At 69.9% G+C, this 17,478-nt stretch carries 12 protein-coding genes; 3 read left to right on the top strand and 9 right to left on the bottom strand.

Features of this window, described 5'->3' with window-relative positions; translation table 11 throughout:
* Window positions 1-2: 2 nt before the first annotated feature.
* A complete protein-coding gene (locus tag AC1D1A_RS05765) occupies window positions 3-1,502 on the bottom strand; it encodes an NAD-dependent succinate-semialdehyde dehydrogenase (protein WP_223914141.1) in 1,500 nt (499 codons plus the stop codon).
* Window positions 1,503-1,794: 292 nt separating this feature from the next.
* Complete coding sequence (gene rsmI, locus AC1D1A_RS05760; protein ID WP_476859217.1) at window positions 1,795-2,616, bottom strand: 16S rRNA (cytidine(1402)-2'-O)-methyltransferase; 822 nt, start codon at window positions 2,614-2,616, stop codon at window positions 1,795-1,797.
* A gap of 204 nt (window positions 2,617-2,820) precedes the next feature.
* Here rsmI and AC1D1A_RS05755 point away from each other — a divergent pair, with 204 nt between their 5' ends.
* The gene (locus AC1D1A_RS05755; protein ID WP_476859134.1) at window positions 2,821-4,578 is read left to right on the top strand and encodes a dolichyl-phosphate-mannose--protein mannosyltransferase; all 1,758 of its coding nucleotides are present in this window, start codon (window positions 2,821-2,823) and stop codon (window positions 4,576-4,578) included.
* A 61-nt stretch (window positions 4,579-4,639) separates the two neighbouring features.
* Window positions 4,640-6,469, top strand: coding sequence for an AMP-dependent synthetase/ligase (locus AC1D1A_RS05750; protein WP_476947319.1), 1,830 nt, complete (start codon window positions 4,640-4,642; stop codon window positions 6,467-6,469).
* 21 nt (window positions 6,470-6,490) lie between these two features.
* On the opposite strand, the gene AC1D1A_RS05745 is transcribed toward AC1D1A_RS05750, so the two are convergent.
* From AC1D1A_RS05745 to AC1D1A_RS05725, 5 genes are all read right to left on the bottom strand, one after another.
* Window positions 6,491-7,786: a TIGR01906 family membrane protein gene (locus AC1D1A_RS05745; protein ID WP_476947318.1), complete on the bottom strand. Its 1,296-nt coding sequence runs from the start codon at window positions 7,784-7,786 to the stop codon at window positions 6,491-6,493.
* 112 nt (window positions 7,787-7,898) lie between these two features.
* Window positions 7,899-9,125, bottom strand: a complete 1,227-nt coding sequence (locus AC1D1A_RS05740) for a L,D-transpeptidase (protein WP_476856558.1) — start codon at window positions 9,123-9,125, stop codon at window positions 7,899-7,901.
* A gap of 157 nt (window positions 9,126-9,282) precedes the next feature.
* On the bottom strand, window positions 9,283-10,770 hold the full coding sequence (gene ahcY, locus AC1D1A_RS05735; RefSeq protein ID WP_476947317.1) for an adenosylhomocysteinase: 1,488 nt from the start codon (window positions 10,768-10,770) through the stop codon (window positions 9,283-9,285).
* Between the two features lie 183 nt (window positions 10,771-10,953).
* Window positions 10,954-11,187 carry a hypothetical protein gene (locus AC1D1A_RS05730; RefSeq protein WP_476931499.1) on the bottom strand — a complete coding sequence of 78 codons (234 nt, stop codon included), beginning with the start codon at window positions 11,185-11,187 and terminating at the stop codon, window positions 10,954-10,956.
* Between the two features lie 93 nt (window positions 11,188-11,280).
* On the bottom strand, window positions 11,281-11,670 hold the full coding sequence (locus tag AC1D1A_RS05725; protein WP_476856560.1) for a DUF3499 domain-containing protein: 390 nt from the start codon (window positions 11,668-11,670) through the stop codon (window positions 11,281-11,283).
* Window positions 11,671-11,825: 155 nt separating this feature from the next.
* On the opposite strand from AC1D1A_RS05725, the gene AC1D1A_RS05720 reads away from it, so the two are divergent.
* Window positions 11,826-12,377: a metallopeptidase family protein gene (locus AC1D1A_RS05720; RefSeq protein WP_028277395.1), complete on the top strand. Its 552-nt coding sequence runs from the start codon at window positions 11,826-11,828 to the stop codon at window positions 12,375-12,377.
* 29 nt (window positions 12,378-12,406) lie between these two features.
* Here AC1D1A_RS05720 and AC1D1A_RS05715 read toward each other — a convergent pair whose 3' ends face one another.
* Window positions 12,407-14,068 carry a DUF5719 family protein gene (locus tag AC1D1A_RS05715; RefSeq protein WP_476947316.1) on the bottom strand — a complete coding sequence of 554 codons (1,662 nt, stop codon included), beginning with the start codon at window positions 14,066-14,068 and terminating at the stop codon, window positions 12,407-12,409.
* Complete coding sequence (locus tag AC1D1A_RS05710; protein ID WP_476947315.1) at window positions 14,061-17,456, bottom strand: glycosyltransferase family 2 protein; 3,396 nt, start codon at window positions 17,454-17,456, stop codon at window positions 14,061-14,063. Before AC1D1A_RS05710 ends, AC1D1A_RS05715 begins: the two co-directional genes overlap by 8 nt.
* Window positions 17,457-17,478: the final 22 nt, after the last annotated feature.

Below are 17,478 nucleotides of genomic sequence, written 5' to 3'. Positions count from 1 at the left end.
GGCTAGCCGGCGTAGGGGTCGGCGATGCCGATGTACTGGGTGTAGAGGTATTCCTCGATGCCCTCGAGGCCGCCTTCACGGCCCAGACCGGACTGCTTGACGCCGCCGAACGGGGCGGCAGCGTTGGAGACCACGCCGGCGTTGAGGCCCAGCATGCCGGTCTCGAGCCGTTCGCCCATCCGGATGCCCCGGTTCAGGTCCCGGGTGAAGACGTAGGCCACCAGCCCGTACTCGGTGTTGTTCGCGAGCCGGACGGCCTCGTCCTCGGTGTCAAAGGTGATGATCGGGGCGACGGGTCCGAAGATTTCCTCGGACAGGATCCGGCTGCCCTCGCTCACGCCGGTGAGGATCGTGGGCTTGTAGAAGTAGCCCGGGCCTTCGACGGCGGAGCCGCCGGTCACGGCGACAGCACCGGAGTTCACGGCGTCGGTGACGAGTTCGTGGACCTTGTCCCGGCTCTTGGCATCGATCAGCGGGCCGACCTTGGACTCGGCCTCGGTGCCGCGGGCGGTGGTCATATCCGCCATCTTCGCGGCGAACTTCTCCGCGAACTCGGCCGCGACGGACTCGTGCACGATGAACCGGTTCGCCGCGGTGCAGGCCTCGCCCATGTTCCGCAGCTTCGCCAGCATCGCCCCGGCGACGGCGGCGTCGATGTCGGCGTCCCCGAAGACGACGAACGGGGCGTTCCCGCCGAGTTCCATCGAGGTCCGCAGCACCGTCTCGGACGCGTCCGCGAGCAGCCGGCGGCCAACCTCGGTGGAACCGGTGAAGGACAGCTTGCGCAAGCGCTGATCCTTGATCAGCGGGCCCGTGGTGGCGCCGGCCGTGGAGGTCGGGATGACGTTCAGGACACCGGCGGGCAGGCCGGCCTCGACCATCACGGCCGCGAACAGCTGGGAGGTCAGCGGGGTCAGGTTCGCGGACTTGAGCACCATCGTGCAGCCGGCCGCGACCGCCGGGGCGATCTTGCGGGTGGCCATCGCCAGCGGGAAGTTCCACGGCGTGATCAAAAGGCACGGGCCTACGGGCTTCTTGGTCACCAGCAGCCGGGACTTGCCGTCCGGGGAAACCGAGTAGCGGCCGAACGCGCGGACGGCCTCTTCCGAGAACCAGCGCAGGAACTCGGCACCGTAGGTGACCTCGCCGCGGGCCTCGGCCAGCGGTTTGCCCATCTCCAGGGTCATCAGGAGCGCGAAGTCCTCGGCCCGTTCGGTTACCAGCTCGAAGGCGCGGCGCAGGATCTCGCCGCGTTCCCGGGCCGGGACCTTGGCCCAGGACTCCTGCGCGGCAGCGGCCGCGTCCAGGGCCGCCTTGCCGTCTTCGGGACCGGCGTCGGCAATGCTGAGCAGGACCTTCCCGGTCGCGGGATCCTCGACGTCGAAGGTCTTCCCGGACACGGCCGGACGCCATTCGCCGTTGATCAGCAGACCCGTCGGAACGGACGCCAGCAGGGCGCTCTCCCGGTCCGCGGAAACAATAGGCTGGGCAGTTACAGTCACAATGACTCCCTCGTCAGCAATTCGGTTGAACTAGTGTGGGCACAAGTTTCTTGAATGAGTTTTCGTTGTAGGCGCTCGTTCCCACAGGCAGGCACGGGCGTCTGGATTACTGCCACGCTACTGCCGCGCTCACTGGCAAGTCTATGCATGCGCGCACTACTGTATCCAGACTATGCTGTGCAGCTGCACAACCGTTCTGCGTGCGCGTGGAGCCCGGTTCCGGCCGGCCCCCGGGGCAAGCAGCGCGCCGGAACCCGCCGCCCGGCACCCTCCACCTGGCTCAGCGCACGGCTCAGCGCGCGGCGAGGACCGCGGCATAGAGTTCGCGCTTGCTGACCTTCGCGTCATCGGCCACTGCGGCGACAGCCTCCTTCAGCCGGATGCCCTGGGCTATCAGCCCGTTGACGGCGGCCACATGATCCTCGGGGCGGCCGGGTTCGCGTTCCGGGGCGCCGCCCACCACCACGGCGATTTCGCCGCGTACCTCGCTGGACTCGGCCCATTCAAGCAGTTCCCGCAGGGTGCCGCGGATGACCTCTTCATAGGTCTTGGTGAGTTCGCGGCAGACGGCGGCCCGGCGGTCGGCGCCAAAGCTCTCACGCAGGGCCCTCAGCATGGGCTCCAGCCGGTGCGGCGCCTCGAAGAACACCATGGTGCGCCGCTCGGTGTCGAGATCGGCCAGCCGCGAGGAGCGTTCACCGGCCTTGCGGGGCAGGAAACCCTCGAAGCAGAAGCGGTCCGTCGGCAGGCCCGACAGGGCCAGGGCGGTCAGCACGGCGGAGGGTCCCGGGGCCGCGGTGACGGTGAGGCCGGCCGCGACGGCGCCTTCAACCAGCCGGAACCCCGGATCAGAGACAGAGGGCATGCCTGCGTCGGTCACCATCACAAGAGTCTTGCCGGACCGGACCTGCTCCAGCAGGTCAGCCGTCTTGGCTGCCTCATTGTGCTCGTGATAGCTGATGATCCGGCCGGCCACGGTGACGCCGAGGTTCTGCACAAGGCGGTGCAGCCTCCGGGTGTCCTCCGCGGCGACGATGTCCGCCGTCGCGAGCAACTCCATGAGCCGCGCCGAGGCATCGCCCGCATTGCCGATCGGCGTCGCGGCGAGAACGATCCTGCCGGAACCGCCAGGGGCGAGAACACTGGCGGAAACAGCGGCGGAATCAGACGCGGAATCAGGGGCGGGAACGGCGGCGGCGGCATCGCCGTCGAAGGGAGGATCGAGGGGAGGAAGGGGGGAAGGGCTGGGTTCGTGGTCCACAGGACCAGCCTACTGCCGCCGGGGCGGGGGCCTGCGAGCACAGCTGCGAAAGGTAGCATGGGCAACGTGACCCAGACCCCCACGCGGCAGCCCGAGACTGGCCCCGATGCATCGCCGGCAACAGGTCCCAGCCGTCCCGACGGCCGGGCAGCCGGCAAGGACCGGAGCCGCTTCAGCGCCGGCCGCAACCTTGAAGGGCACCGCTGGATCGGCCGCCCCGCCGAGGCCAACACCCCGGAGGCCCTCAGGGAACGCCTGATCGGCGGCCTTCAGAGCTGGCGGGACTACCCGGCGTCGCTTCGGCTCTGGTACTGGCTCATTCCCGTCCTGACGGCCGCGCTGGGCGGCGTCCTGCGGTTCGTCCGGCTGGACACGCCGCGCAACCTGGTCTTTGACGAAACGTACTACGTCAAAGACGCGTACTCCTTCCTGGTCAGCGGATACGAGCGCAGCTGGCCGGACCGGGCGAACGACTCCTTCATCGCCGGCCACCCCGGCGTGCTGCTGAACACGCCGGAGTACGTCGTCCACCCGCCGGTCGGCAAGTGGATGATCGCCGCGGGCATGTGGCTGTTCGGGGCGGACAACCCCTTCGGCTGGCGGTTCGGTGCCGCCCTGACGGGGACGCTGTCCATCCTCCTGCTGGCCCTGATCGCGCAAAAGCTCTTCCGCTCGCTCACCCTGGGTGCCGTGGCCGGCATCCTGCTTGCCGTGGACGGCCACCACCTGGTCATGTCCCGGACTTCGCTGCTGGACATCTTCCTGATGTTCTGGATCCTCGCCGCGTTCGGGGCCCTGCTGATGGACCGCGACGACGGCCGGAGGCGGCTCGCTGCCCGGCTCGGCCGGCAGGCCGCGGCCTCCGCCACGGGGCGGCCCTCGGCACTGCAGCTCACCTCCGGGCCCTGGCTCGGCATCCGGTGGTGGCGCCTCGCGGCGGGCGTCTGCCTGGGCCTGGCGGTCGGCACGAAATGGTCCGCCCTGTTCTTTCTGGCCGGATTCGGCCTGCTGACCGTCTTCTGGGACCTCAGTGCGCGGCGCATAGCCGGCGTGCATGCCTGGATCAGCGGCGGCATCCTCAAGGACGGCATCCCGGCCTTCCTGAGCATCGTTCCGGTGGCCGCCCTGGTCTACGGCGCCACCTGGACCGGATGGTTCCGTTCCACGGACGCCTACTTCAGGCACTGGGCCGACGCCAACCCCTCGGCCGAGTGGGGCTGGCTGCCGAACGCCGTACGGTCCTTGGCGCATTACCACCTGGAGGCCTACAAGTTCCACCAGGGCCTCAGTGCCGACCACCCCTACGAGGCCAGCGCCTGGAGCTGGCTGGTCATGGGCCGGCCCACGTCCTTCTTCTACGAATCCCCCGGGCAGGGCACCCCGGGCTGCGAGCTGACCAACTGCACCACCGCCATCCTCTCCGTCGGCAACCCGTTGATCTGGTGGAGCGCGGCCGTGAGCCTGGGTGTCCTGCTGTTCTGGTGGGCGGGCCGCCGCGACTGGCGCGCCGGCGCAGTCCTGGCCGGAGTGGCCGCAGGATATCTCCCCTGGTTCATGTACCCGGAGCGCACCACCTTCTTCTTCTACGCCGTGTCCTTTGAACCGTTCCTGGTGCTGGCGCTCGTCTATTGCCTGGGGCTGGTGCTCGGCCAGCGCGCCGACCCCCTCTGGCGCCGGCGGTCCGGGTTCTACCTGGTGGCGCTGTTCGTGGTGGCGGCCGTGCTGGTGTCCGCGTTCTTCTACCCGGTCTGGACGGCCGAGGTGATCCCGTACCAGGACTGGCGCATCCGGATGTGGATGCCGTCCTGGATCTAGGGCAGGATTGCAGGGGAATGTCCGCCGAACTCCGGGCGGACCAGGAAATGGAGACTCGGCTGTGAGAGAAGCAAGCACCGGACTGCTCGTGGAGCTGGACCCGGAGAGCAACGTGACCGACCTGCTCCTGGAGCAGCACGCGAAGGATCCCGTGCACGCCCTCTACTCCCGCAAAGGCCCCGCCGGCTGGACCGACGTCTCCGTCCAGCACTTCCTGGAGCAGGTCACTGCCCTGGCCAAGGGCCTGATCGCCGGCGGACTCACGCCGGGCGAAACCGTCGCGGTCATGTCCGCCACCCGGTACGAGTGGACGGTGGTGGACTTCGCCATCTGGTTCGCCGGCGGCGTCACCGTCCCGATCTACGAGACCTCCTCCGCGGCCCAGGTCGAGTGGATTCTCCATGATTCGGGGGCCCGGCGGGTGTTCGTCGAGGACCACGCCAGGGCCGCCCTCGTCCAGGGCGTCCTGGACGCCTCCACCGTCCTCGGTGACCGGCTTGTTGCCGTCGTGCGGATGGAGCACGACGGCGCCGCACCGAACCTGGCAAGCATGGCCGCGGCCGGCACCGGGGTGACCGACGCCGAGCTGGAACGCCACCGGACCGCGGCGTCCCTGGCGGATGTCGCGTCCCTGGTCTACACCTCGGGCACCACCGGCAAGCCCAAGGGCTGCGAGATCACCCACGCCAACTTTGCCCTCGTGGCCAAGAACATCGTCCTGTTCCTGCCCGAGCTCCTCATGCAGCCGCGTTCCCGGACGCTGATGTTCCTGCCCCTGGCGCACGTCCTGGCCCGGGCGGTACAGGTGGTCTGCCTGAGCTCCGGATCCACCCTCGGCCACACCGCCAGTGCCAAAGAGCTCCTGGACGACCTGGACAGCTTCAAACCCACCTTTCTGCTGGTGGTCCCCCGGATCTTCGAAAAGGTCTACGCCGGAGCCGCGCAGAAGGCGGACGCCGCCGGCAAGGAACGGATCTTCACAGCCGCAGCCGCGGCCGCGATCGACTACTCCAAGGCCCTCGACGCCGCCTCCCGGGGCAACGGCACGGGCCCGGGGCTCCTGCTGCGTGCCCGGCACGCAGTCTTCGACCGGATCCTGTATCCCAGGCTCCGGCAGGCCTTCGGCGGCCAGCTGCGGTACACGGTCTCCGGCGCGAGCCCGCTGAGCTCCAACGACGCCCATTTTTTCCGCGGCGTGGGCATCCCCGTCCTGGAAGGCTACGGCCTGACCGAAACCACGGCGCCCTGCACAGCCAACACCCCGGCGCGGACCAAGGTAGGCACCGTCGGCATCCCGGTGCCGGGCACCACGGTCCGGGTGGCCGACGACGGCGAGATCCTGGTCAAGGGCATCGGCGTCTTCAAGGGCTACCACGCCAACGAGGCCGCCAACGCTGAGGCCTTCGTGGACGGTTTCTTCCGGACCGGCGACCTCGGCTCCCTCGACGAGGACGGATTCCTGACCATCACGGGCCGGAAGAAGGACCTGCTGGTCACAGCCGGCGGCAAGAACGTCGCCCCGGGCCCCCTCGAGGAGAAGATCCGGGAGCACCAGCTGGTCGGACAGGCCGTGGTCGTTGGCGACGGCCGGCCCTTCGTCTCGGCACTGGTGAACCTGGACCCGGAAGGACTGCGCAACTGGTGCGCCGCCCGGAAGGTGCCCGTCATGGCGCCGGCCGAAGCCGCCGCGGACCAGACGGTCCGGGCCGCGATCCAGGAAGCCATCAATGCCGCGAACCTCACGGTCTCCAAGGCCGAGTCCATCCGCAGCTTCGTCATCCTGGACGCCGACTTCACCGTGGAATCAGGGCACCTGACCCCCTCGCTCAAACTCAAGCGGGCCGCCGTCGTGCGGGACTACGAACAGCACATCAACCGCATCTACGGCTGACCCCGGACAACCGGCCCGTCGTCAGACGGTGTGCCGGGTGCGCGCCGGGCCCTCTGCGTCGCTGCCGGCCGTGCCGTCCGCCGCGGGCGCAGCCTCGGCGGTGGCGCCGGCGCCGGCATCAGTATCGGTGCCCTTGGACGTGGCGGCGGCCTTCTTGCCGAGGCCGCGGCGCCGGCGCGTGGGCCAGGTCAGGACGAGGGTGACCAAGGAAGCGAGCAGCACGAGGCTTCCGATGACGATCCCGGCGTCCATCCAGAACTGGCCCGGGAAGAGCCGGATCAGGGTGTCCTGAAGTGTAAATGTCCAGGTCCCGTTGGCGAAGAAAATACGGTGGAAATCGGTGAAGAACTGCTCCCAGCCGAGTACCGCGAGGGTCCCGAGGCCGGTGATGAGCGCAAGGGTGACGATCGAGCCGGCGAACAGGCCGCGGCGGACTCCCCCGTTGTGGCGCCGCTTGAGGTAGATCACGGCCGCCAGGCCCAGCAGGATCAGCAGGGTACCGGCGCCGAAAGTGGACAGGATCACGGCCTTGACGTCGGCCATGTGGCTGACTTCGCCGTCCTTGAACAACCGCTCCCCGCTTTGGTCCACAAGATCGCCGAGGTAGCGGGGGCCCGACCAGTTGCTGAGGTAGTCCACCGCGTAGGAACCGTACGTCATGCGGTCATCGGTGCTGAAGCCGTAGCCGTCACCGGGGAAGCCCGGACGGTTGTATTCCACCCAGAGGAACAGGGGGCTGGTCACGGCGCGGACGGCGAGCACCAGCAGGATGACCGGGTAGAACACGGCGAGCAGCACCTGAAGCACCCGCGGGAGGACGGGCTTGGCCTTGGCCGCCTGCTCGCGTTCGGCATTACGGCGTTCGGCGTTGCGGCGTTCGACTTCGTCCTCGGGGGCGGTGTCAGGACGTGCGCCGGCTGATGCGCCGGCTCCTGCCCCGCGCGCCTCGTCATTCGACGTGGCAGCATTCGACGTGGCCACGTCCGACGGGGAAGTATCCGACGGCCCCGTGGCGGCGGCCTCGGCCGCCTTGCGGTCGGCGCGGCTCTCCGGCTGGCTGGCGGTGGGCGTTGCCGACGGCGCTGCCGTGCCCTCTGCTGATCCCGCTGCTGCGGCTGATCCTGCCTTGCCGGCGGCTGCGGCCGGCCCTGCCGGGCCGGCTGCTGCGGCTGATCCTGCCGGGCCGGCTGCCGTGCCCGCCGTGGGCTTGCCGGCGGCGGCCGGCTTCATCCAGTCGAACGCCGGTTCGTCGGTGTCGTCCGACGGATCCAGGTGCGGATCCGGCCGGTCGGGAGGGGTGGGACTCTTGTCAGTCACGTGGAGCTTCGCTTCCGTAGGCTTCTGCGCTGCCCGGCCTGCGCCCGGCTGCGCAACTTATCTGGCTCTGAGCCTACCGTCAGAGGATTGGGCTCAGCGAGGTGCCACCCCGTCAGTTGGCGTATTGGGCCCAAGGGATGTTCCAGTCCCCGAAGCCGTCATCGAAGTTGGCGTACTCCCCCTCGGTGTTCACCACCTGGACGACGTCGCCGGTGGTCATATTGTCGAACACCCACTTCGCGCCGTCCGGGCCCAGGCCGATACAGCCGTGGGAGAGGTTCGTCTTGCCGATGTAGGGCATCGCGGACTCCGTGGCTTGGTGGATGAATTCCCCGCTGGGCGTCAGGCGCGTGGCGTAGTTGACGTCCAGCTGGCCATAGTAGGCCGGGTCCCCCGGTTTAAGCCCAATCGTGGAGGCATCCATGTGCTCCACACGGTGCTTCTCCATAAACACGAGGAAGCCCCGTGCCGACGGGAACCGGGTGTCGCCCATGGTCGCCGGCCAGTGTCCGGCCGGCTTGTCGTTGATGCTGACCGAGAACGTATGGGCCTTGGCGTCGGCGACGGCCACCTTCTTGTCCCCGATATGGACCGTTACTGTCTTGTTGAAGTTGCCGACCTGCCCGTTGCCGAGCTCGACGCCGAACAGCTTCATGTCCATGGTGATGGTGCTGTTCGCGGCCCAGAAGGCCTCCGGCCGGTACCGAACAGTGTTGTTGTTGAACCAGTGGAAATCACCCACCTGGCCGGACGTCGAGGTGATCTTGATGGCCTTTTCGACGGCGGTCCGGTTCAGGACCGGCTCGCTGAAAGTGATCTGCAGGGGCTGGGCCACACCTACCTTCATCCCGTCCAGGGGGTATATGGCGGCGTCGGCCTCGTTGGCGGTCGACACGGTGGTGAACGCGCGCGTGCTGTGGGTCTCGCGTCCGGCGTCGTCCACCACGGAGTACGTGAAGTTATACCGCGTGTTGAATGTCAGGTTGCCGGAGGACGTCCAGGCGGACCCGTCCGTGCCCAAGGTGCCGTCAACGGTGTCGCCGTCATCGCTCGTCAGAGCCACGCGGTCAATCCGGCCGTTCGTGACCTTGAGGGAAACCGGCGCCGCAGGGTTGACCTGCTTGGCGCCGTCGGCGGGCGAGACGGCCAGTTCTGCGGGGGCGACCACCGGGACGGCGAGTCCCGGCGTCGTCCGGGACGGGGACCCGGCCTCGGAGGAAATCCCGGACTGGGCCAGCCCCGGAGCCGCCGCGGCGAAGGCTCCGCCGCCGGCTGCCAGGGCACAGAGCACCCCCAGCAGGGCGATCTTTCGGCCGGTACTCCAGGTTTTCAGGGCCATCACAGGACCCGGGCGTTTCCACACGTCATCCTGCCAGCATAAGCGAATTACCTTGGAACCCCGGCCCGATTCGACCACGATCCGGTTACAAAAGTGCCCCCAAAACGGTCACAACAAAGGGCCCCGGACCTTCGTCCGGGGCCCTTTGGGAGGGTTCCTAGTAGCGGTAGTGACCGGGCTTGTACGGTCCGGCCACGTCGACGTCCAGGTACTCCGCCTGTTCCTTGGACAGCTCGGTCAGCTCCACATCGAGGGCACCCAGGTGCAGGCGGGCGACCTTTTCGTCCAGGATCTTGGGCAGGACGTACACCTGGTTCTCGTATTCCCGCTCGCCCTCGGGCTGGCCGGCCTTCGTGAACAGTTCAATCTGGGCGATCGTCTGGTTGGCGAAGGAGTTGCTCATGACGAACGAGGGGTGTCCGGTGGCGTTGCCGAGGTTCAGCAGGCGGCCTTCGGACAGGACGATGATGGAGCGGCCGCCCTTACCCGTGGCCGGGTCAGCTTCGAAGACCCACTCGTGCACCTGGGGCTTGATCTCGACCTTCTTGATGCCGGGGACCCGCGCCAGCCCGGCCATGTCGATCTCATTGTCGAAGTGCCCGATGTTGCCCACGATGGCCTTGTCACGCATCTCGGCCATGTGCTTGGCCATGATGACGTCTTTGTTGCCCGTGGTGGTGATGAAGATGTGGCCTTCGCTGAGGACGGATTCCAGCTTGGCGACCTGGTAGCCGTCCATGGCCGCCTGGAGCGCGCAGATCGGGTCGATCTCCGTGACGATCACGCGCGACCCCTGGCCGCGGAAGGCCTCCGCTGCGCCCTTGCCGACGTCGCCGTAACCGCAGACGACGGCGACCTTGCCGCCCATCAGGACATCGGTGGCGCGGTTGATGCCGTCCGGCAGGGAGTGGCGGATGCCGTACTTGTTGTCGAACTTGCTCTTGGTGACAGAGTCGTTGACGTTGATCGCCGGGAAGAGCAGCCTGCCCTGTTCCGCCAGCTGGTACAGGCGGTGCACGCCCGTGGTGGTCTCCTCGGTGACGCCGAGCAGGAGGGCGCCGATGCGGGTCCATTTCTGCGGGTCGGCCTCGAGGGATGCGCGCAGCACGTCGAGGAACACCCGGCCTTCCTCGGAGTCGTCCTCGGCGGCGGCGGGGACAGCGCCGGCGGCCTCGAACTCGACACCCTTGTGCACCAGCATGGTGGCGTCGCCGCCGTCGTCCAGGATCATGTTCGGGCCCAGCTCAGGGTTGGCGTCGGCGCCCGGCCACGTGAGGATCTGCTGGGCGGTCCACCAGTATTCCTCCAGCGTCTCGCCCTTCCAGGCGAAGACGGGGACGCCCTGGGGGTCCTCGACGGTGCCGTTGCCGACCACCACTGCGGCGGCGGCTTCGTCCTGGGTGGAGAAGATGTTGCAGGAGGCCCAGCGGACTTCGGCGCCGAGGGCGGTAAGGGTCTCGATCAGCACCGCGGTCTGGACGGTCATGTGCAGGGATCCGGCGATCCGGGCGCCCTTGAGCGGCTGGCTGGCGCCGAACTCCTCGCGCAGGGACATGAGTCCGGGCATCTCGTGCTCGGCGAGGCGGATCTGGTGGCGGCCCGCCTCGGCCAGGGAAATGTCCGCAATCTTGTAATCGAAAGTCATCTGAGTCCTTTGTTGTGGCCGGTGGCATCGCGTGTCTGGAGCTGGGCGATTCTGGATTGGAGCAGGATCTAAGCAGTCATTCGGTGCCGCGGGCCTCCCTGATGGGTGCCCGGCGGCGTTTTGGGGCGGCTATTCCGCGGCGTGGCGCGGGGCGCGCTATTCCGCGGCGTGGCGCGGGGCGCGCTATTCCGCGGCGTGGCGCGGGGCGGCGTCGTGCTGATCAGCGGGGGCCGCCGCGGCGGCGGGCAGCAGTTCCGGCGGAAGCAGCAGCGGGATGCCGTCCTCGATTTTGTACCGCAGCTTGTTCCCGGCGCCATCTGCCGTGACGGTGACGAGCTCGTCGCCGTCCTGCACCAGGCCGGAGCCGGTGACGGGGCATCGCAGGACAGACAACAGTTCGGAACTGAGCTTGGGCATGGTGAACGCTCCCTGATGGGCGCCGCAACAGGGCGCCGGTGGCTAAGTGGCTGACGGCTTTTTGCAGTTTCCACCCTACCGCCAGTTGACGCCTTAGGAAGGTTCGCGCAGGACGCGCAGATGTCCGCGCCGGACGCCCTCGGCCGGGGCCGGTGCCTCCAGGGCCGGGTGCAGCGTGCGCTGCCCCTTCGCCGTTTCCCCCGCAGCCGGACGGGAGGCCGCTTCGCGGACCGCGTTGGCAAGGGCCAGGAGGTCGTCGGGGCCGGGGCCGGCCGGGGTTGCGGGCATCGCCAGCCGCATGACTTCCCAGCCGCGCGGCACGGTCAGCGAATCGGCGTGCTGTTCGCACAAGTCGTAGCAGTGCGGTTCGGCGTACGTCGCCAGCGGGCCCAGAACGGCCGTGGAGTCGGCGTAGACGTACGTCAAAGTGGCCACCGCAGAATTGCGGCAGGCAGACCTAGAACAAATACGAATTGCACCCACGACATCACAGACTACTCCCCCTCGGGCCGGGGGCTGCGCATTGAAACGGCAGTGGTTATGCCGCGCCGCGGCCGCGGCGGGGCCGCGGCGGCGCGGCGGCGGATCGCCGTCGGGGCTGTATCGCGTATTTCATTGCGCGGGTTTAGAGTCAAGATATGCAGTCATCGCACCACGATTCGGGTTTCACGGTCCGGTTGGCTGACCCCGACGCCGGACGCACAGGCGCCGGTTCCGGCCCCGCCGGCGCGCCGCTGGCCGGGTCGCCTGCCGCCGTCCAGGGAAAGACCTTCCGGCAGCGCCGCAGGAACCGGCACGGCCGGGGCCTTCGCGGCGAGCTCATACTCCCCACCCTGCCCGGCTACCGGACCCGCTCCGACCGCTTCGATGACTTCGTCCTGGACTCGGCCCAGCGGCTGCACGACATCTGGGGCAAGCCGCTCGACGGCGTCCGCTTCGCCGTTGACGAGATCCCCCCGGGCCTGGAGCAGCTCGTGGCGGACCGCACGCCCGCGCCGATGGGCGCTTTCACTGCTGCCACGGCCGAGGACGGACCGGTCATCACGCTGTACCGCCGGGTGGTGGAGCAGGTATGCGGAACCCGGGACGAACTCCAGGACCTCGTGCACGACGTCGTCGTGGAATACACGGCCGAGATGCTCGGCGTACCCCCGGAGTCCCTCGACCCCGTCTACCGCCGCCGGTACTAGCCCGAGCCTGCGTCCGGCCTGCCCCGGGCCTAGTAGCCCAGCGTGACGGGGACCTGCCGTTGTCCTGCCGCTTCCGGCGCCAGCGCCACCGCGGAAATGTCCTGCCGGCCGTCCCGCGCCAGAACAAGTGCCCCGTACGCCGGATCCCCGGCGGCGGACACCACATAGCCCACGAGCGGCGAGCCGCCCACGCCAGCGGGGATCTTGATGGAAACGGTGGTTCCGCCGGCAATGTCGGCGGTGCCTGCGGTCCGGATCTTGCCGTCCGCAGTGATTGGCGTGTAGGTCACGGTCGCCCGGCCGGCGGGGGCACCGAGAACGAGCTGCCGGTCGCCCGTGCGCGGAACCGCAACGATGTGCTGGCTGCCCAGCCGCGCCGAGGCGGCGGAAAACGCGATGTCCGCCGCGTCCCCGGCCTGCAGTCCCCGCGTGAGCCGGGTCGTGGCCGCGAACGAGACATCCGAGCTCGCCGCCACGGTGTAGGTCCCGGCCGGGACCCCGGCCAGGGAAACTTCCGTGACCGCGCCGGCCTTCGCCGTCACCACGCCGCCGCCGGGCAGCGCCTTCTGGCCGTCGGGACCATACAGCTTGATCTCGACCACCGCGTCGGTGGCCCCCGGCACGGCGACTTCGAGGGCCGGTCCGGCGTCGGCGAAGCCGGGCTTTGCCTTGAGCGCGGCCAGCGCGGCGGGATCCTGGATGTCGAGACCGGCGGCCACCTGGCTGACGGACGGGGCGGTGCCGGGGGTGATGAAGTCGACGCCGCCGGGCGTGAGGCCGCGGAGCACGCTTTGCTGGATCACGGCAGCCACCGGACCGCCGGTGCTGCGGACCCGCACGCCGAGCCGTTCCTGTCCCGGCGCGAGCCCGGCCAGGATGATGGAGCGGGTGCTGCCGGGCGCCACCAGCAGGCCGCGGCTTCCGGGAGCCTGGATCGGGCCCTCGGAGCCAAAGAGGTCCAGGCTCACCGTCGCCGGCGTGCTGGAGGCATTGGTCAGGTTCAGGACCGCCGACCGGCCGAGCGCAGTGTTGGCGCCGACCAGCCAGAGATCGTTGCCGGGCTGCTGGCACGCGGCAGCCGCGGAACCCTGGAGGTCCCCGTCCTCGGCCGTGTAGCTCAGGACGGCGCCGGCAGCTGCCTGGTGGTTGTTTTGGGCATCGGCGCTGAGGACGCTGATGTTGTCCACCTCGCGCTGGGGCACGACGCCGGCGACCAGCACGGGCGTGCGGGCCGCAGCCGCGGAAGCCGGGGGCGCGGAAGCTGTGGGCGCGGCGCCCGGCGCGATGTCGGCGAGGGGGGCACCTTTAAGCGGGGCGAGCCGGCTGCCGGGGATGATGCCGGCGCTTGAGCCGAGCACGGCGGCGCTGACGGCTGTCTTCGCGGTGGCGGATTCCGGACTGAACTGGGGGTCGGTGCCCACGGGGGTGCCCTCAAGGAGCCGGGCCGGGCCCGGGCAGACCCCGACGCTGCTGCCGGCCGGAACCGCGGCGACGGGGGCCTCGAGCTGCCTGCTGGCGGGGTTCTGGGGCGTCAGCGACGCCGCCGATACCAAGCCGCCGCCCGCGGCAACGAGGGCCACCGCGGAGAGGATGCCGCCGATCACTCCGGCCCGCGGCAGCCGCCGCTTCCGCGGCGACGGACCCGTCTCGGCTTCCGTTTCGGTTTCTTTTTCGTTGTGGCCCTTAGACATGCTGATGTTCCTTACGCAGGGAGGCTTCGTCCCTGGACAGGCCGGTGTTGGACCGGCGGGCAGGCATGGGCACGGCGAGGAGGACGGTCAGCCCGATCATCACGGCCTGCGCAATCCCGATCAGGACGGCCCACGGCGCTTCGTAACGGATGCTCAACTGGCCGCCCTGGGCCGGCAGTGTGAAGGCCTGCGACCATCCCGACGTCGTTGAGGTCAGGCGGCGCCCGTCAAGCCAGGCGCTCCAGCCCGGATCGGCCCGCTCGGCGAGCACCACAAGGCGGCCCTCGGGGCCGGCCGGGACCGTGCCGGCCGCCGAGACTTCTTCGGACGGGAGCAGTCCGATGGCGGCGCCGCTGCCGTCCACTACCCTGACCCGGTGCGCGACGTCGGAGTCCGTGATGCCGGGCCGGTCCTGCGGGCTGACCCGCCAGAGCCAGCCCGTCCCCGTCTGGCCGACGGCGACAAGTCCGGGGACTGCGTCCATGCGGCTGGCCGTCAATTCGGAGGCTGAATCGGCAACCCGGAGCACGACAAAGCCGACGCCGAGCCGCTCGAGGTCCTCCCGCGGATCCACGCCTTCGCCGGCGACGATGGTGGCCACGACGTTCCGGAGCGATCCGGCGACGGCGTCGTCGTCGCGGACCGTCTCCTGGCCCGGCGCTCCCATGATGCCGCGGGCGGCGGCGATCGTTGAGAGTGCGTCCAGGGTGGTCCCGGCGCCGCGCATGAGTGTTGCGTCGAAGCTTCCGTCCTCGTTGCTGGCAATCAGGAGCGTCCTGGACTGTTCCGGGCCCTCGCCGCGATCAACCGCCGTGGCGGGCAGCGTGCGGGCTTGGGCAGGCTGGACGAGCCTCGGGGTCCCGAGACCGGAGGGTCCCGCGGTGGCTGCCGCTGCCTGTGTCGGTGTCTGCGACGTGGGCTGCAGCAGGTTTTGTGCGGTCCACACGGTGAACCCGGCCAGGGGCGCAGCCAGCAGCAGGACCATGGATGCCGCGGCCGTGCCGCGGATCAGGACCTTCCGTGCCAGCCCGGTACCGGCGGTCCGGTCGGCGGCGTCCAGGAGCCCTTCGGCTCCGATCAGGGCAGCGCCCAGGAACGCGAACGCGGCAGCCGAGACGGCGGGGCCGGGGAACGGCGTGACCAGGACCTCGGCGCTGGCGCCGGAGGCGACATGCCCGGCGAGCCAGCCGCCGGCCAGCATCAGGACGGCCACGGCCCACAGGCCCCGTGCCGTCCGGGTGCGTCCGGCCAGCACAAGCCGGCGCGGCATGAAGAGTGCGGCCAGGGCCAGCAGCAGCACCGGCAGCCCCAACAGCAAGGCCAGCAGCAGTGCCCACGGCAGACCGGCCGGCCCGGCGGAACCTGCGGCGGACCCGCCGAAGGCGCTGAGCCCGGTGAGTCCGGCGCCGGCGTCGAAGTTCAGTGGCTGCCCCAGGGCCTGTTGCCACAGTGGGGCGGCGTCGAAACCGAGCGGCAGGCCCGGGTCGGCCAGGAGCGCCCGCGGCCGGTCCAGGACCGAGAAGGCGAAGGGCAGGAACAGTGCCAGGCTGGGCAGGAGCGCCCACCACACCGTGCGGCCGCGCCGCCCCAACAGCACGCCGCAGAGGGCCACGACGGCCATGGACGGCAGCAGGAGCGAGGACGCCGCGGCGGTGACCACGGCCAGGGCGAGGCCCGCGGCGGCCGCAGCCGTCCACGACGGCGTCCCGTTGACGCCGGGACGGGCGGCCGGCGTGGGGATGAGCCGTCCCTGCCCCGGGGCCGGGACGGCATGGATGCCGCGGCCCGCGGCCGTGCCGGTCGCCCGGAGCAGCGCCAGGACGACCACCGGGATCATGACGTGCGCGACCAAGGCGCCGAGCCGGCCCTGGTTCAGGGACACCTGGAGTGCCGGCGCCGCGGCCCACAGCAGAGCGGCCGCAAGGCGCAGCCTCCGGCGGGCAGTCAGGGCGCCGGCAGCGAACCACGCGCCCAGCGCAGACAGCGGCATGGCGAGGATCAACAACCAGCCCACGCCGCCGTTGGCATCGCCGGCGCCGAGCACACCGAGCACCCACAGCAGGTAGCCAAAGGGGTCGCCGTGGCCCGGCAGGCCCGCGCCCAGACTGATCCACCAGGTGGAGGCATGGTTCCAGATTTCGGAGAGGCGCAATGAGACGGGGATCAGCGCGCCGCCGGAGACGGCCGGGGCCCGGAACAGGCTAAGCAGCCCTGTCAGGGAGACCGCCAGGGTCAGGAGTATGGCCAGCACCGCACCGCTGCCCACCCAGCCGCGGTCCGGGGTGGCGATGGCGGCGAAATCGTCAGCATTGCCGGTGTTCCCGGTGGGCTGCTCGGCCAGCGGACCGGCACCTGTCAATTCGCTGCCGAAGTCGTCGGCGCCGAGCGCCTCAATCAGGGAGCGCCGGTGCGCCCAGACCTCACGGCGCGGCGTCTGCAGTCCCTTCATGACGGAGCGCCGGATCCGGCGGGTGCGCGCGGCGTTGCGGCGTCCGCGGACCACCGCCGCCGGGCGGCCCAGTGCGGCAAAGGTCGCCAGCAGTTGGGAGAACCCGTGTCCCGGGTCCTTGACCGCAATGCTCAGGACGAGTTTGAAGAGGCTGCCCAGGAGGGCGCCGGCCGCGTGCAGCGGGACTTTCCAGCCGGCCGCGTGCTTGAGCCGCAGGTGCACCTGTGCCTTGCGTGCGGCCGTCGCGTTGCCAAGGGCGTGGGGACGGTGCGAGACATGGAACATCCGGGCGCTGGGGACCACCACCACGCGGTGCCCGGCGAGACGGTTGCGCCAGCAGAAGTCGACGTCGTCGCCGCTGCCGGGCAGGGCCGGATCGAAGCCCCGGAGCTCCTCCCAGATGTCGCGGCGGACCAGCATGCCGGCGGAATTGACCGCAAAGGTATCGCTGCGGCCGTCGTACTGGCCCTGGTCGAGCTCGTCGGCGTCGATCAGCGTCAGCCGCTCGGCCCAGCGGCTCGTGGAGAGCCCGACGTCGATCAGCCGCCGCTCGGCATGCCAGTCCAGCTGCTTGCAGCCTGCAACCGTGACCGACGGCGCCCGCTCGACCGCACGGAGGAGTTCGGCCAGGGCCTCGGGTGCCGGTGCGGCGTCGTCGTGCAGCAGCCAGATCCAGTCGGTGCCCGGCGCCGTGGCGGCGGAGCCCTCCGCAGGCCACGGCGCGAGGGCCTTGAGCCCGGCCATGACGGCGCCACCCATGCCGGACCTGGGCTGGTCGAAGACAGTGACGTTGGCCTTGCCCAGTTCCTGTTCAAGGAGGGCGGCGGAGTGGTCGCGGGATCCGGTGTCGACACCGATCACGGCGTCGGCGGGCCGTGTTTGGGCCGCCAGCGCCGCAAGGGTCCTGGGGAGAAAATCACCGCCGTCGTGGGAGACCACGACGGCGGTGACTCGTACTTCT

This window comes from Arthrobacter sp. P1_B9 (assembly GCF_056406495.1).
Note: the sequence above shows the minus strand (reverse complement) of the source record. Positions and strands in the feature narration are given on the sequence as shown.